Raw genomic sequence first — 15,571 nt, forward strand, 5'->3', positions numbered from 1 at the left:
TTTTATGAGTATGATAGTTGGACACGGAATTGACATCGAAGAATTGGCTTCGATAGAAAACGCAGTTACACGACGTGAGGACTTTGCCAAGCGCGTGCTGACAACTAAGGAAATGGAGCGATTTACCAGTCTCAAAGGGCGCAGACAAATCGAATATTTGGCTGGTCGCTGGTCGGCTAAGGAAGCCTTTTCCAAGGCTATGGGAACTGGTATTGGCAAGCTCGGTTTTCAGGATTTGGAAGTCTTGAACAATGAACGAGGAGCTCCCTATTTTAGTCAGGCGCCATTTTCAGGAAAAATTTGGCTGTCAATCAGCCATACAGATCAGTTTGTGACAGCCAGTGTCATTTTGGAGGAAAATCATGAAAGCTAGTCCACATAGACCGACCAAGGCTCTGATATATCTGGGAGCTATTCGACAAAATATTCAGCAAATGGGGGCTCATATCCCTGAAGGAACGCTCAAGTGGGCAGTGGTCAAGGCCAATGCATACGGGCATGGGGCAGTAGCTGTTGCCAAGGCCATTCAGGCTGATGTTGATGGTTTTTGTGTTTCCAATATTGATGAGGCTATTGAACTTCGTCAGGCTGGAGTTAGCAAGAAAATCCTTATCTTGGGAGTTTCTGAAACAGAAGCTGTTGCTCTAGCTAAAGAATACGACATCACTTTGACGGTGGCTGGACTGGAGTGGATTCAAGCATTGTTAGCGACTGGGGCTGATCTAGCAGGCTTAACAGTTCACCTCAAGATTGACTCAGGGATGGGTCGGATTGGTTTTCGAGAGGCCAGTGAGGCTGAGCAGGCTCAAGCCTTGCTCAAGCAACATGGTGCTCGTGTTGAGGGGATTTTTACCCACTTTGCTACTGCAGATGAAGAATCAGATACCTATTTTAATAACCAGTTAGAACGATTTAAAGCTATTTTGGCAAGTATGAAGGAAGTCCCAGAGCTGGTTCATGCCAGCAATTCGGCAACGACCCTCTGGCATGCAGAGACTATTTTCAATGCAGTGCGTATGGGAGACGCTATGTATGGCCTGAATCCAAGTGGAGAGGTCTTGGCCTTACCTTATGACTTGACTCCAGCCTTGACCTTGGAATCTGCCCTGGTTCATGTCAAGACAGTTCCAGCTGGAGCTTGCATGGGCTATGGAGCAACTTATCAGGCGGATAGCGAACAAGTCATTGCGACGGTACCAATCGGCTATGCGGATGGTTGGACACGAGACATGCAGAATTTCTCCGTCTTGGTAGATGGACAAGCTTGCCCAATCGTCGGCAGGGTTTCGATGGACCAAATCACCATTCGATTGCCTAAGGTTTACCCGCTAGGAACAAAAGTAACCCTGATCGGCTCCGACGGAGATAAGGAAATCACAGCTACTCAGGTAGCAGTCTACCGTGGCAGCATTAACTATGAGGTGGTTTGTCTTCTCAGCGATCGCATTCCGAGAGAGTATTATTAAAACAAAGAAAGGAGTGGAGCATGAATCTACATCAACCCTTGCATGTATTGCCTGGTGTGGGACCGAAGTCAGCCGAGAAATACGCAAAACTAGGAATTGAAAACTTGCAAGACCTCTTGCTCTACTTTCCTTTCCGTTATGAAGATTTCAAGACCAAGCAGGTTCTAGAGCTGGAAGACGGCGAAAAGGCTGTTCTTTCTGGTCAGGTAGTAACTCCTGCCAGTGTCCAGTATTATGGTTTTAAGCGCAATCGCCTGCACTTTAGCCTCAAGCAGGGAGAAGTCGTTTTTGCCGTGAACTTCTTTAACCAGCCCTATCTGGCTGATAAGATAGAGTTGGGAGCAACACTTGCTGTCTTTGGGAAATGGGATCGCGCCAAGACTAGTCTGACTGGGATGAAGGTTCTGGCTCAGGTGGAAGATGACCTCCAGCCGGTCTATCGTCTGGCTCAAGGAATCAGTCAGGCAGGACTGGTCAAGGTTATCAAGACAGCCTTTGATCAGGGACTGGACCTCTTGATAGAGGAAAATCTTCCCCAGTCTTTGTTGAACAAATACAAACTCATGTCCCGTTGTCAGGCAGTTCGTGCTATGCATTTTCCAAAGGATTTGGCAGAATATAAGCAGGCCCTTCGCCGTATCAAGTTTGAGGAACTCTTTTATTTTCAGATGCAGTTGCAGACACTCAAGTCTGAAAATAGAGTTCAAGGAAGTGGTCTGGTTCTGGATTGGTCTCAGGAAAAAGTGACTGCCGTTAAAGAAAATCTTCCTTTTGCCCTGACTCAAGCTCAAGAAAAGAGTCTGCAGGAGATTTTGACCGACATGAAGTCGGACCACCACATGAATCGTCTCCTGCAAGGAGATGTGGGGAGCGGGAAAACGGTAGTCGCTGGCTTGGCCATGTTTGCTGCAGTGACGGCTGGCTACCAAGCGGCCCTCATGGTACCGACCGAAATCCTAGCAGAGCAACACTTTGAGAGTTTACAGAATCTCTTTCCAGACTTGAAACTCTCTCTCTTGACAGGATCCTTAAAAGTTGCAGAAAAAAGAGAAGTTTTAGAGACTATTGCCAAGGGTGAGGCTGATTTGATTATCGGAACACACGCTCTGATACAAGATGGGGTGGATTATGCTCGTCTTGGCTTGATTATCATCGATGAGCAGCATCGTTTTGGTGTGGGGCAAAGGCGGATTTTACGGGAAAAAGGGGACAATCCTGACGTTCTCATGATGACGGCGACGCCCATTCCACGAACCTTGGCTATCACAGCCTTTGGCGATATGGATGTTTCCATTATTGATCAGATGCCAGCAGGTCGGAAACCCATTGTGACACGTTGGATCAAGCATGAACAACTACCTCAGGTGCTGACTTGGTTAGAGGGGGAAATCCAAAAAGGTTCTCAAGCCTATGTCATCTCTCCCTTGATTGAAGAATCAGAAGCTTTGGATCTGAAAAATGCCATTGCCTTATCAGAGGAGTTGACGGCTCATTTTGCAGGAAAGGCAGAGGTTGCTCTGCTACATGGTAAGATGAAGAGTGATGAAAAAGACCAGATCATGCAGGATTTTAAAGAGAGAAAAACGGATATTCTGGTTTCGACAACGGTTATCGAGGTTGGGGTCAATGTTCCCAATGCGACTGTCATGATTATCATGGATGCCGATCGCTTCGGCCTCAGCCAGCTTCACCAGCTCAGAGGTCGTGTGGGTCGGGGGGACAAGCAGTCCTATGCGGTTCTAGTTGCCAATCCCAAGACCGAGTCAGGGAAAGACCGTATGCGCATCATGACAGAAACCACCAATGGATTTGTCCTTGCGGAGGAAGATTTGAAAATGCGTGGTTCGGGTGAGATTTTTGGAACCAGACAGTCAGGACTTCCAGAGTTTCAAGTGGCTGATATTATCGAAGATTTTCCAATTTTAGAAGAAGCCAGGAAGGTTGCCAGCTACATTAGTTCAATAGAAGGATGGCGAGATAATCCGGAGTGGCGCATGATTGCTCTCCACCTAGAAAAGAGAGAACATCTAGATTAAGCCTTTTCTAAGAAATCTATAAGCTAGCTTTTAGGTTTGGATCTTATACTAGAGTCATCAAAAAGAAACGAGGACTCTCATATGACGATTAAAGTAACCTACCAAAAGAAATTCCAAACCGTCAAACTAGAGAAAGGAGCTAGCACCTATTGATACACAAAGAGCGGAAACGCTCTTTTTATTTTGATAAAATGGTCGGCTATAAATCAAACTTAGTCGAGTGATAAAAAGATATTAGTCTCCAAGCCTATTTACTCTTTGACTGAAGCTTGATATAATTGCCTCATCTGAGTAAGGAGGAGTGAAAAGAATGTTAGAAACAAGAACGATTGCTATCCAAGATAGGTATGGAGAACGATTTCAGCATTGTTGGGGATGTGGTCCTAAGAATGATTTAGGCTTACATTTAAAAACCTATCCAAGTATAGATGGAAAGAGTTGTATTAGTCGGATAAAGCTTGAAAATGCTTATACTGGTGGAGTTCCATCAAATGTCTTTGGAGGAATGATAGCCACTATTTTTGATTGCCATGGCACGGCCTCAGCAGCTTGGTTTGCCCATCATCAAAAAGGGTTGGAACTGACGGAATCTACTGTGATAGGACGTTTTATTACAGCTCGCTTGGAAATTGATTACCTTAGTCCTAGTCCAATTGAAGATGAAATTGTGGTCACTTCTACATTGGAGGAATTAGGAGAAAGGAAAGCAATTATTTCTATGGAGATGACAGTGGCTACTAAAGTCCGTGCCAAAGCCAAGATGGTAGCAGTTGCTGTGAAGGATCATATGTAAAACGGAAGGTTAGAAGTTTAAGATTTTAAAACTACTTTCAGACGATAGGTTTGAGGAAAGAGAATCTAAAATCACTTTCTGTTTACCGTTCTTTCTTGCATTGCTTTCCTAGATATGCTAGAGTTATGATAGCGATTACAAAACTAAAGGAGCATACTATGAAAAATCCAGCTTTGTTAGAAGAAATCAAGACTTATAAAGGAAGGGATGAGGTTCCAGAAGACTTTGATGCTTTCTGGGATGAAGAGGTCAAAAAAGTTTCAGTCCTTCCTGCCTACCAGTTGGAGGAAAGGGATTTTCATATTCCTGAAGTCAAGTGTTATGAGCTGACCTTTGAAGGAACGAATGAAGGCAAGGTCTATGCACGAATCGTCCTTCCAAAGACTGAGGAGAAGGTTCCTCTAATCTTCCATTTCCATGGGTACATGGGACGTGGTTGGGATTGGGCTGACATGCTAGCCTATACTGTGGCTGGTTACGGTGTTGTTTCTATGGATGTCCGAGGCCAGTCAGGTTATTCGCAAGATGGCTTGCGCTCTCCTTTGGGAAATACCGTTAAGGGACACATCATCCGTGGTGCTGTTGAAGGTCGAGACCAGCTCTTTTATAAGGATGTCTATCTGGATATTTACCAGTTGATCGAAATTGTTGCTAGTCTGCCACAGGTAGATGAGGAAAGACTTTCTAGCTATGGTGCCTCACAAGGCGGTGCTTTAGCCCTGGTTGCAGCAGCGCTCAATCCTCGGATTCAGCGAACAGTTGCCATCTATCCCTTCTTGTCCGACTTTAGACGAGTGCTTGAGATTGGCAATACCAGTGAAGCCTATGATGAACTTTTCCGATATTTCAAGTTTCACGATCCCTTCCATGAAACAGAGGAGGAAATCATGGCGACTCTTGCCTATATCGATGTGAAAAATCTTGCCCATCGTATTAAAGGTGAGGTCAAGATGATTACGGGCTTGGACGACGATGTTTGCTATCCTATTACTCAGTTTGCAATTTACAACCGTCTGACCTGCGACAAGGCCTATCGCATCATGCCAGAGTATGCTCACGAAGCCATGAATGTTTTTGTCAATGACCAAGTCTACAACTGGCTCTGTGGTAGTGAGATTCCTTTTAAGTACGTAAGATAGTGAATGAGAGAGCCCAGGAGCTCTCTTTTTATATTAGATTATTGGAAATAATATAAAATCTTCTTTTTAATTTTTATTAAATCTGATTTAAAAATAGAGAGTAACCTATTTGTAATTGGGATAATTTTTGTAAGGAAATATAAAACACTTAAATCGTTTTACAAAGAAGTCAAAATCATAAGAAGTCTGAAACTACTTTCAGGATAGTCTGTTCTATAAAATAGTTTTGAAACTGAAATCTATTCTACCACAAGCTATTGAAAGCGCTTAACAAATAATATATAATAAGCCCATAAGAACAAGAAAGGGAGGAAAGAGGATGCCACAGATCAGCAAAGAAGCCTTGATTGAACAAATCAAAGATGGAATCATTGTCTCTTGCCAGGCACTTCCTCACGAACCGCTTTATACAGAAGCGGGAGGAGTCATTCCCTTGCTAGTCAAAGCGGCTGAGCAAGGTGGAGCAGTCGGTATCCGAGCAAACAGTGTTCGCGATATCAAGGAGATTAAGGAGGTTACGAAACTCCCGATTATCGGGATTATCAAACGTGACTATCCGCCACAGGAGCCTTTCATTACAGCTACGATGAGAGAAGTGGATGAACTGGCTGAACTAGATATTGAGGTCATTGCTCTGGATTGTACCAAACGTGAACGTTACGATGGTTTGGAAATCCAAGACTTTATCCGACAAGTCAAAGAAAAATATCCGCATCAACTCTTGATGGCTGATACCAGCACGTTTGAAGAAGGAATTGCAGCGGTTGAAGCAGGTGTTGATTTTGTTGGAACAACCCTATCAGGTTATACCTCTTATAGTCCGAAGGTAGATGGTCCAGACTTTGAACTGATCAAAAAACTCTGCGATGCCGGCGTGGATGTCATCGCTGAAGGGAAGATTCATACACCAGAACAAGCTAAGCAAATCCTTGAATATGGGGTGCGAGGTATCGTTGTTGGTGGAGCGATTACTAGACCAAAAGAGATTACGGAACGCTTTGTTGCCGGTCTTAAATAACACAATCTCAAAACAGAGGAGAGTGGTTGATGCGTCGAACAAAATGAAAACGTATACAAATATAAACTTGCTCATTATCCAATATGGATACGCTTATTAATTAGGAGAATACAAATGAAATTTAGAAAACTAGCTTGTACAGTACTTGCGGGTGCTGCGATTCTTGGTCTTGCTGCTTGTGGTAACTCTGGTGGAAGCAAAGATGCTGGAAGTTCTAGTAGCGATAGCGGAAAAACAGAAATCACTTGGTGGGCATTCCCAGTCTTCACTCAAGAAAAAACGGGTGACGGTGTTGGAACTTATGAAAAATCAATCATCGAAGCGTTTGAAAAAGCAAATCCAGATGTAAAAGTGAAATTGGAAACCATCGACTTCAAGTCAGGTCCTGAAAAGATCACAACAGCCATCGAAGCAGGGACAGCGCCAGACGTACTCTTTGACGCACCAGAGCGTATCATCCAATACGGTAAAAATGGTAAATTGGCTGAGTTGAACGACCTTTTCACAGACGAATTCGTCAAAGACGTCAACAACGAAAACATCGTACAAGCAAGTAAGGCTGGCGACAAAGCTTACATGTATCCAATCAGTTCAGCTCCATTCTACATGGCTATGAACAAGAAAATGTTAGAAGACGCTGGAGTTGCAAACCTTGTAAAAGAAGGTTGGACAACTGATGACTTTGAAAAAGTTTTGAAAGCGCTTAAAGATAAAGGCTATACACCAGGTTCATTGTTCAGTTCTGGTCAAGGGGGAGACCAAGGAACACGTGCCTTCATCGCAAACCTTTATGGCGGTTCTGTAACAGATGAAAAAGTAACGAAATATACAACCGACGATCCTAAATTTGTTAAAGGTCTTGAAAAAGCTGCTAGCTGGATTAAAGACGGTTTGTTGAACAATGGTTCACAATTTGACGGTGGAGCAGACATCCAAAACTTTGCTAACGGTCAAACTTCATACACAATCCTTTGGGCTCCAGCTCAAAACGGTATACAAGCGAAACTCTTGGAAGCAAGTAAGGTAGAAGTGGTAGAAGTACCATTCCCATCAGACTCTGGTAAACCATCTCTTGAATACCTTGTAAACGGATTTGCAGTATTCAACAACAAAGACGACAAGAAAGTCGCAGCTGCTAAGAAATTCGTTCAATTCATCGCAGATGACAAAGAATGGGGTCCTAAAGACGTTGTTCGTACAGGTGCCTTCCCAGTTCGTACTTCATTTGGCAAACTTTATGAAGACAAACGTATGGAAACAATCAGCAGCTGGACTAAATACTACTCACCATACTACAACACTATCGATGGATTTGCTGAAATGAGAACACTTTGGTTCCCAATGTTGCAATCTGTATCAAATGGTGACGAAAAACCAGCGGATGCTTTGAAAGCCTTCACTGAAAAAGCTAACGAAACAATCAAAAAAGCTACAAAACAATAAGCACTAAGTCAGATTGATTCCCCCCTTTTCCCTGTGCACTATGGTGTAAGAAAAGGGGGATTTTTGTTTGAAATGGTAGGAACTGTCACGAAATTAAAATGAAGTTCTTACATAAGCGAATCTTAAAAAATTTCATTTTGGTTTTAAAACAGTTCAAGAAAATCAAAAACTATTCTATTTGAAAGAGAGGTGCCGACTGTGAAAGTCAATAAAATTCGTATGCGGGAAACAGTGATTTCCTACGCTTTCCTAGCACCAGTGTTATTCTTCTTTGTAATCTTTGTCTTGGCTCCTATGATTATGGGATTCATTACAAGTTTCTTTAACTACTCCATGACGAAATTTGAGTTTGTGGGCTTGGACAACTACATTCGCATGTTTAAAGACCCTGTCTTTATGAAGTCTTTGATCAATACCGTTATCCTGGTTATCGGATCTGTTCCGATTGTGGTTCTCTTCTCGCTCTTTGTAGCATCTCAAACCTATCATCAAAATGCGATTGCCCGTTCTTTCTATCGTTTCGTCTTCTTCCTTCCTGTAGTTACAGGTAGTGTTGCCGTAACGGTTGTATGGAAATGGATCTATGACCCACTATCAGGGATTCTTAACTTTGTCCTTAAGTCAAGCCATGTCATCAGCCAAAACATTTCTTGGCTGGGTGACAAAAACTGGGCTTTGCTAGCGATTATGATCATCCTTTTGACAACATCTGTTGGTCAACCGATTATCCTCTATATCGCTGCCATGGGGAATATTGACAACTCACTTGTTGAAGCGGCGCGTGTTGACGGTGCGACTGAGTTCCAAGTGTTCTGGAAGATCAAATGGCCTAGCCTTCTTCCAACAACTCTTTACATCGCGATTATTACGACTATCAACTCATTCCAATGTTTCGCCTTGATTCAGCTCTTGACTTCTGGTGGTCCAAACTACTCAACAAGTACCTTGATGTACTACCTTTACGAAAAAGCCTTCCAATTGACAGAGTATGGCTATGCAAACACTATCGGTGTCTTCTTGGCAGTGATGATTGCCATTGTCAGCTTTGCTCAATTCAAGATCCTCGGAAACGACGTAGAATACTAAAGAAAGGAGACAGCTATGCAATCTACACAAAAGAAACCCTTAACAGCTTTTACTGTTATTTCAACGATTATCTTGCTCTTGTTGACCGTACTGTTCATCTTTCCATTCTACTGGATCTTGACAGGGGCCTTCAAATCACAGCCTGATACCATTATGATTCCGCCACAGTGGTTTCCTAAAATGCCAACCATGGAGAACTTCCAACAACTCATGGTGCAAAACCCTGCTATGCAGTGGATGTGGAACTCTGTATTTATCTCACTGGTAACCATGTTCCTAGTTTGTGCAACCTCTTCTCTAGCAGGTTATGTCTTGGCTAAAAAACGTTTCTATGGTCAGCGCATCCTCTTTGCAGTCTTTATCGCTGCCATGGCTCTTCCAAAACAAGTTGTCCTTGTTCCATTGGTACGTATCGTCAACTTCATGGGAATTCACGATACTCTTTGGGCAGTTATCCTGCCTTTGATTGGATGGCCATTCGGGGTCTTCCTCATGAAACAGTTCAGTGAAAATATTCCAACAGAATTGCTTGAATCAGCCAAAATCGACGGTTGTGGTGAAATTCGTACTTTCTGGAGCGTAGCCTTCCCTATTGTGAAGCCAGGATTTGCAGCCCTTGCAATCTTTACCTTCATCAATACTTGGAACGACTACTTCATGCAGTTGGTTATGTTGACTTCACGTCAAAACTTGACTATCTCACTTGGGGTTGCGACCATGCAGGCCGAAATGGCAACCAACTATGGTTTGATCATGGCTGGTGCGGCTCTTGCAGCCGTGCCAATCGTAACCGTCTTCCTTGTCTTCCAAAAATCCTTCACTCAAGGGATTACTATGGGAGCGGTTAAAGGATAATACTCTGCGAAAATCGAATTCAGACAATGTCAGCATCACCTTGCCATACTTAAGTATGGCCTGCGATTAGCTTCCTAGTTTGTTCTTCGATTTTCATTGAGTATAAGAGAATACAGAGTTATAAGTGTCTACAAAATGGAGAGTATACAGTTACTTCGTGAAGTTTTGTCAGACACTTATAAACTTAAGAGTGAACTCTTTTCATATACTAGTTAGAGTAGGTTCGTTTTATGGTGACTATTTCCCGCTTTTAGTGGTATCTAAGATAAGCATCTTACGCTTATCTTAGACGGAATTTTTGAGACTGACGATGAAAGAGCAAAAGGCTCAAAAATTAGGAATGAAATACCGAAGGAATTTGCTTCCGTCCGCACTATTACAGGGAAATAGAGAAAGGATAATTCGAAACTTTAAAATAGTAACTATCAGAAACGAAGGGAACAGTATGATTTTTGACGATTTGAAAAACATCGCCTTTTACAAGGGAATCCATCCCAATCTAGACAAGGCTATCGACTATCTCTACCAACACCGTAAGGATTCTTTGGAACTCGGTAAGTATGAGATTGACGGGGACAAGGTCTTTCTAGTTGTGCAGGAAAATGTCCTCAATCAAGCTGAAAATGATCAATTTGAGCATCATAAGAACTATGCAGATTTGCATTTGCTGGTAGACGGGCATGAATATTCGAGCTATGGTTCACGTATCAAAGACGAGGCGGTAGCATTCGATGAAGCGAGTGACATTGGCTTTGTCCATTGTCATGAACACTACCCACTCTTGTTGGGCTACCACAATTTTGCGATTTTCTTCCCAGGAGAACCTCACCAGCCAAATGGCTACGCAGGGATGGAAGAAAAAGTTCGCAAATATCTCTTTAAAATTTTGATTGATTAAAAGAATCAGGAGGAGCAAACATGGCACAAAAAGGAGTAAGCCTAATCAAGGCAGCATTTGACACAGATAACTTTCTCATGCGTTTCAGTGAGAAGGTCTTGGATATCGTGACAGCCAATCTTCTTTTTGTCGTCTCTTGTTTGCCCATTGTGACGATTGGAGTGGCGAAAATCAGCCTCTATGAGACTATGTTCGAGATTAAGAGAAGCAGGCGGGTACCAGTCTTTAGAACTTTTATAAGGGCCTTCAAGCAAAATCTGAAACTGGGTTTCCAGTTAGGTTTGCTGGAGTTGGGTATAGTTTTGCTAAGCCTTTTAGACCTCTATCTTTTCTGGGGCCAAACAGCTTTACCTTTCCAGATTGTGAAAGCTATTTGTTTGGGGATTCTCATCTTCCTCACTCTGGTGATGTTGGCTAGTTATCCCATCGCTGCGCGCTATGATTTGTCTTGGAAAGAAGTGCTGCAAAAAGGGCTTATCTTGGCAAGTTTTAACTTTCCATGGTTCTTCCTCATGTTAGCTATTCTCTTTCTCATAGTGATGGTTCTTTATCTATCCGCCTTCACTCTCCTTTTGGGTGGGTCAGCTTTTATCCTCTTTGGTTTTGGTTTGCTAGTCTTTCTCCAAGCAGGTTTGATGGAGAAAATCTTCGCCAAATACCAGTAGGATGGCTTGTTCCTGAAACTACTTTCAATCGTTACAGTTTCTAAAATACAAGTAGAAACTAAAATCTAAGTGTATACAAGATATTGAAAGCGATTTTCACAAGGTGTATACTAAACTTGTAAAAAATAGAACTGCTATCAGCAGAAAAAAGAAATCTTAGGAGAAAATCTATGTCAGATTTGAAAAAATACGAAGGTGTCATTCCAGCCTTCTACGCATGTTATGATGATCAAGGAGAAGTCAGTCCAGAGCGTACGCGCGCCTTGGTCCAATACTTCATTGATAAGGGAGTTCAAGGTCTCTATGTCAACGGTTCTTCTGGTGAATGTATCTACCAAAGTGTGGCAGATCGCAAGTTGATTTTGGAAGAAGTCATGGCAGTTGCCAAGGGCAAATTGACTATCATCGCTCACGTAGCTTGCAACAATACCAAAGACAGTATGGAACTTGCTCGCCACGCAGAAAGTTTGGGTGTAGATGCCATTGCAACGATTCCACCGATTTACTTCCGCTTGCCTGAGTACTCAGTTGCCAAATACTGGAACGATATCAGTGCTGCAGCTCCAAACACAGATTACGTGATTTATAACATTCCTCAATTGGCAGGTGTTGCTTTGACTCCAAGCCTTTACACTGAAATGTTGAAGAATCCACGTGTTATCGGTGTTAAGAACTCTTCTATGCCAGTTCAAGATATCCAAACCTTTGTCAGCCTTGGTGGAGAAGACCACATCGTATTCAATGGTCCAGATGAACAGTTCCTAGGTGGACGACTCATGGGTGCCAAAGCTGGTATCGGTGGTACTTATGGTGCTATGCCAGAACTCTTCTTGAAACTTAATGAGTTGATTGCTGAGAAAGACTTGGAAACAGCGCGTGAATTGCAATACGCTATCAATGCAATCATTGGTAAACTCACTTCTGCACATGGAAATATGTACGGTGTGATTAAGGAAGTCTTGAAGATCAATGAAGGCTTGAACATTGGTTCAGTTCGTTCGCCATTGACGCCAGTAACCGAAGAAGATCGCCCAGTTGTAGAAGCAGCAGCACAATTGATTCGTGAAACCAAGGAGCGCTTCCTCTAATCCATAAGGAGGTATTTATGACACACTACGTTGCAATTGATATCGGTGGAACCAACATCAAATATGGTTTGATCGACCAAGAAGGCCAACTTGTTGAATCGCATGAAATGCCAACTGAGGCGCATAAGGGTGGACCCCATATCTCACAAAAGACAAAAGATATCGTAGCCAGCTATTTAGAAAAAGGCCCAGTAGCAGGTGTTGCCATTTCTTCGGCGGGAATGGTCGATCCTGATAAAGGTGAGATTTTCTATGCCGGCCCACAAATTCCGAATTATGCAGGGACCCAGTTCAAGAAGGAAATCGAGACGAGTTTTGCGATTCCTTGTGAAATTGAAAATGATGTCAACTGTGCAGGTCTTGCTGAGGCAGTTTCTGGTTCAGGTAAGGGAGCGAGTGTCACTCTTTGCTTGACCATTGGAACCGGTATCGGTGGTTGCTTGATTATGGATGGGAAAGTCTTCCATGGATTTAGCAACTCAGCCTGCGAAGTCGGTTATATGCATATGCAGGATGGAGCTTTCCAAGACTTGGCTTCTACGACAGCCTTGGTAGAATATGTGGCAGCAGCTCACGGTGATCCAGTTGACCAGTGGAATGGCCGACGTATTTTCAAGGAAGCTACTGAAGGAAACAAGATTTGTATGGCTGGTATTGACCGCATGGTAGACTATCTAGGAAAAGGTCTGGCAAATATTTGCTACGTTGCCAATCCAGAAGTGGTTATTCTTGGTGGCGGGATCATGGGGCAAGAGGCTATCCTCAAACCGAAGATCCGCACAGCCTTGAAGGCGGCCTTGGTGCCAAGCCTAGCTGAAAAAACACGATTAGAATTTGCCCATCACCAAAATACAGCAGGGATGTTGGGAGCCTATTATCATTTTAAAACAAAACAATCCTAGTTTGGAACTATAGAATTAAGCAGAACACTGAATCACTACTCGAGTGAAAACTGTTTTACTTAATTCTTTTTTTATTGAAAAATTTAAGCCAAAGGAGGTAATCGTGAGAAACTAGGAGAAAATAACCGACTTGCATGAGAAGTTAAGGCGAGAGCAATTCTATCATCCATTTAATTGATAATTAGCTTGAGTAAATGGGAAAATGTGGAAAAATGATATAATGAGGTGGGCGAAAATTGGTAAATTAGAATTTGTAGAGGTGAAAAAAATGTAATGGCAACTGATTCACCTGAAATCGAAATCATATAAAATTACGAGGAGATTGTAAGATGAATGATTATATAAAATTAAATGAAGATAGATGGAATAATGTAAAAAATGACTACACTGAGCCACTGACACATGAAGAACTAGAAGAAGCTAGAAAGTATCCAATTTCTGTTGCCTTAACTGTTGGGAAAAAAGTTCCGATAGAATGGTTTGAAAAAGCAAACGGGAAAAAGATATTAGGGTTAGCTTGTGGTGGTGGACAGCAGGGTCCCGTTTTTGCTGCAAAAGGTTATGATGTCACCATCATGGATTTTTCTAAATCACAATTAGAAAGAGATGAAATGGTTGCTAAAAGAGAAGGTTTAAAAATCAATACCGTTCAAGGCGATATGACAAAACCATTTCCATTTGAAGATGAAACTTTTGATATTATTTTTAATCCGGTTTCAAATGTGTACATAGAGGATTTAGAAAACATGTATAAAGAAGCCTCTCGCGTATTGAAAAAGGGTGGACTCTTAATGGTCGGATTTATGAATCCCTGGATCTACATGTATGATGCTGACACTGTATGGGACAAACCCGATGAGGAATTACTGTTAAAGTTTTCAATCCCTTTTAATTCAAGAGAGCTTGAAGAGGAAGGCAAAATCACCATCAATCCAGAATATGGATATGAATTTAGCCATACCTTAGAAAGTCAGATTAGAGGACAACTAAAAAACGGCCTCGCTATGATCGATTTTTATGAATCGTGTGACAAAAGACATCGATTATCACGGTATGGAAATGACTACATCGCTACACTCTGCATTAAACTATGATCTTATAGAACGTACTTCTGAAGAATAGCTCGTTTTATTTTACGATTAGAATTTGTCCATCACCAAAACACAGCAGGTGTGTTGGGAGCCTATTATCATTTTATACTCAATGAAAATCAAAGAGCAAAGTGAAGCTGACGTGGTTTGAAGAGATTTTCGAAGAGTATTAAAACAAAATAATCCTAGTTTGGTTTAACCAAACTAGGATTTTCTAACACGTTTTTGTCTACGATAGCCGTTGAGCTTTTTGTTTTCCCAATAACTATTAAAGATTTTTTCTTTGCTATCGCGATTGATTTCTAAAAAGTAGGCATAAATCAAATCTATTAAAATGAGCATAGGGAGTTGAGCGGAAATACGCTGGATGTAAGAAGATTGACTGTGGCTTGCGACAAGGACCGTTTCGGTATAGGCATGACTGTTTTTGTTTGGAGCGCTGGTAAATAAAATGGTCTTGGCCCCCATTTCCTTGGCGTCCAGCAAACTATCGAGGACGGATTGGGTAGTGCCTGAGAGAGAAAAGCCAAGTACCAGACAATTTTCATCCATGATACTAGTCGTCCAAGCAAAGCCATCCTGATCGGTCAAAGCTTCACAGACAACACCTAGACGCATAAAGCGCAGTTTCATCTCGCGGGCAATCAGACCAGAACTTCCCGTCCCAAAAAAGTAAACTCGTTCTGCGTCATCGATTAATTGGGCGACGCGTTCCAGTTGTTCTTCGTCAATCAAATCCTGAGTTTGTTCTCGCATGATACTGTAGCTTCGCAAAACACGTTTGGTCAAAGGACTGTGTTTGTGCGAATGAGTGTCCGGTTTACTAGCCTGATGCTGGTATTGAAAGACGAACTCTCGGTAGCCTGTAAAACCACACTTTTTGGCAAAGCGGGTCAAGGCTGCTTGGGAGATATGTAATTTCTGGGTAACTTGCTGAGAAGAGAGATCATCTTGGATCGTTTCAGCTTGCAAAAAATAGCGAGCGATTTCTTGCTCGAGCTCGGTTAATTCTTCAAAATGGAGATCGATTATGGTTGCGATATCTGGCTTGTTCATGAGGCTCCTTTTTATGAGTCAAAGTCTTAAAAATT

15 protein-coding genes are annotated in these 15,571 nt (G+C 42.3%); 14 read left to right on the top strand and 1 reads right to left on the bottom strand.

Features of this window, described 5'->3' with window-relative positions:
* Positions 1–10 precede the first annotated feature (10 nt).
* The 14 genes from acpS to ACLV7H_RS02910 all read left to right on the top strand — a co-directional run bounded on the left by acpS (position 11) and on the right by ACLV7H_RS02910 (position 14,483).
* Positions 11–373 (top strand): holo-ACP synthase, encoded by a 363-nt coding sequence (gene acpS, locus ACLV7H_RS02845; RefSeq protein ID WP_070535112.1) that lies wholly within the window; start codon positions 11–13, stop codon positions 371–373.
* Positions 363–1,466: an alanine racemase gene (gene alr, locus ACLV7H_RS02850; RefSeq protein ID WP_411866297.1), complete on the top strand. Its 1,104-nt coding sequence runs from the start codon at positions 363–365 to the stop codon at positions 1,464–1,466. The genes acpS and alr overlap by 11 nt, the downstream gene beginning before the upstream one ends.
* Positions 1,427–3,502, top strand: a complete 2,076-nt coding sequence (gene recG / locus ACLV7H_RS02855) for an ATP-dependent DNA helicase RecG (RefSeq protein WP_411866298.1) — start codon at positions 1,427–1,429, stop codon at positions 3,500–3,502. Before alr ends, recG begins: the two co-directional genes overlap by 40 nt.
* Positions 3,503–3,812: 310 nt before the next feature.
* Entirely contained in the window at positions 3,813–4,295 is a 483-nt protein-coding gene (locus ACLV7H_RS02860; protein ID WP_411866299.1) for an acyl-CoA thioesterase, read from the top strand.
* A gap of 158 nt (positions 4,296–4,453) precedes the next feature.
* The gene (locus tag ACLV7H_RS02865) at positions 4,454–5,434 is read left to right on the top strand and encodes an acetylxylan esterase (RefSeq protein ID WP_411866300.1); all 981 of its coding nucleotides are present in this window, start codon (positions 4,454–4,456) and stop codon (positions 5,432–5,434) included.
* Between the two features lie 319 nt (positions 5,435–5,753).
* Positions 5,754–6,452, top strand: a complete 699-nt coding sequence (locus ACLV7H_RS02870; protein WP_001135659.1) for an N-acetylmannosamine-6-phosphate 2-epimerase — start codon at positions 5,754–5,756, stop codon at positions 6,450–6,452.
* 114 nt (positions 6,453–6,566) lie between these two features.
* On the top strand, positions 6,567–7,895 hold the full coding sequence (locus ACLV7H_RS02875) for an extracellular solute-binding protein (RefSeq protein WP_411866301.1): 1,329 nt from the start codon (positions 6,567–6,569) through the stop codon (positions 7,893–7,895).
* Between the two features lie 219 nt (positions 7,896–8,114).
* Positions 8,115–8,981 carry a carbohydrate ABC transporter permease gene (locus tag ACLV7H_RS02880; RefSeq protein WP_162183266.1) on the top strand — a complete coding sequence of 289 codons (867 nt, stop codon included), beginning with the start codon at positions 8,115–8,117 and terminating at the stop codon, positions 8,979–8,981.
* A 15-nt stretch (positions 8,982–8,996) separates the two neighbouring features.
* Positions 8,997–9,836 (top strand): carbohydrate ABC transporter permease, encoded by an 840-nt coding sequence (locus tag ACLV7H_RS02885; RefSeq protein ID WP_070696207.1) that lies wholly within the window; start codon positions 8,997–8,999, stop codon positions 9,834–9,836.
* 445 nt (positions 9,837–10,281) lie between these two features.
* Positions 10,282–10,734 (top strand): YhcH/YjgK/YiaL family protein, encoded by a 453-nt coding sequence (locus ACLV7H_RS02890; RefSeq protein ID WP_411866302.1) that lies wholly within the window; start codon positions 10,282–10,284, stop codon positions 10,732–10,734.
* A gap of 20 nt (positions 10,735–10,754) precedes the next feature.
* Positions 10,755–11,399, top strand: a complete 645-nt coding sequence (locus tag ACLV7H_RS02895) for a YesL family protein (RefSeq protein WP_411866303.1) — start codon at positions 10,755–10,757, stop codon at positions 11,397–11,399.
* A gap of 170 nt (positions 11,400–11,569) precedes the next feature.
* Complete coding sequence (locus ACLV7H_RS02900) at positions 11,570–12,487, top strand: dihydrodipicolinate synthase family protein (protein WP_033630084.1); 918 nt, start codon at positions 11,570–11,572, stop codon at positions 12,485–12,487.
* 17 nt (positions 12,488–12,504) lie between these two features.
* Complete coding sequence (locus tag ACLV7H_RS02905) at positions 12,505–13,389, top strand: ROK family protein (protein WP_411866304.1); 885 nt, start codon at positions 12,505–12,507, stop codon at positions 13,387–13,389.
* Between the two features lie 329 nt (positions 13,390–13,718).
* A complete protein-coding gene (locus tag ACLV7H_RS02910) occupies positions 13,719–14,483 on the top strand; it encodes a class I SAM-dependent methyltransferase (RefSeq protein ID WP_411866305.1) in 765 nt (254 codons plus the stop codon).
* A 201-nt stretch (positions 14,484–14,684) separates the two neighbouring features.
* On the opposite strand, the gene ACLV7H_RS02915 is transcribed toward ACLV7H_RS02910, so the two are convergent.
* On the bottom strand, positions 14,685–15,536 hold the full coding sequence (locus ACLV7H_RS02915) for a MurR/RpiR family transcriptional regulator (protein WP_411866306.1): 852 nt from the start codon (positions 15,534–15,536) through the stop codon (positions 14,685–14,687).
* Positions 15,537–15,571: the final 35 nt, after the last annotated feature.

It is taken from the genome of Streptococcus oralis, from assembly GCF_965111685.1.
GTDB lineage: Bacteria > Bacillota > Bacilli > Lactobacillales > Streptococcaceae > Streptococcus > Streptococcus oralis_B.

Bases quoted from the DNA above. Each gene is read 5' to 3' on its own strand.
- acpS (WP_070535112.1), top strand. From the start codon at position 11: ATGATAGTTGGACACGGAATTGACATCGAAGAATTGGCTTCGATAGAA.
- alr (WP_411866297.1), top strand. From the start codon at position 363: ATGAAAGCTAGTCCACATAGACCGACCAAGGCTCTGATATATCTGGGA.
- ACLV7H_RS02860 (WP_411866299.1), top strand. From the start codon at position 3,813: ATGTTAGAAACAAGAACGATTGCTATCCAAGATAGGTATGGAGAACGA.
- ACLV7H_RS02865 (WP_411866300.1), top strand. From the start codon at position 4,454: ATGAAAAATCCAGCTTTGTTAGAAGAAATCAAGACTTATAAAGGAAGG.
- ACLV7H_RS02870 (WP_001135659.1), top strand. From the start codon at position 5,754: ATGCCACAGATCAGCAAAGAAGCCTTGATTGAACAAATCAAAGATGGA.
- ACLV7H_RS02875 (WP_411866301.1), top strand. From the start codon at position 6,567: ATGAAATTTAGAAAACTAGCTTGTACAGTACTTGCGGGTGCTGCGATT.
- ACLV7H_RS02880 (WP_162183266.1), top strand. From the start codon at position 8,115: ATGCGGGAAACAGTGATTTCCTACGCTTTCCTAGCACCAGTGTTATTC.
- ACLV7H_RS02885 (WP_070696207.1), top strand. From the start codon at position 8,997: ATGCAATCTACACAAAAGAAACCCTTAACAGCTTTTACTGTTATTTCA.
- ACLV7H_RS02890 (WP_411866302.1), top strand. From the start codon at position 10,282: ATGATTTTTGACGATTTGAAAAACATCGCCTTTTACAAGGGAATCCAT.
- ACLV7H_RS02895 (WP_411866303.1), top strand. From the start codon at position 10,755: ATGGCACAAAAAGGAGTAAGCCTAATCAAGGCAGCATTTGACACAGAT.
- ACLV7H_RS02900 (WP_033630084.1), top strand. From the start codon at position 11,570: ATGTCAGATTTGAAAAAATACGAAGGTGTCATTCCAGCCTTCTACGCA.
- ACLV7H_RS02905 (WP_411866304.1), top strand. From the start codon at position 12,505: ATGACACACTACGTTGCAATTGATATCGGTGGAACCAACATCAAATAT.
- ACLV7H_RS02910 (WP_411866305.1), top strand. From the start codon at position 13,719: ATGAATGATTATATAAAATTAAATGAAGATAGATGGAATAATGTAAAA.
- ACLV7H_RS02915 (WP_411866306.1), bottom strand. From the start codon at position 15,536: ATGAACAAGCCAGATATCGCAACCATAATCGATCTCCATTTTGAAGAA.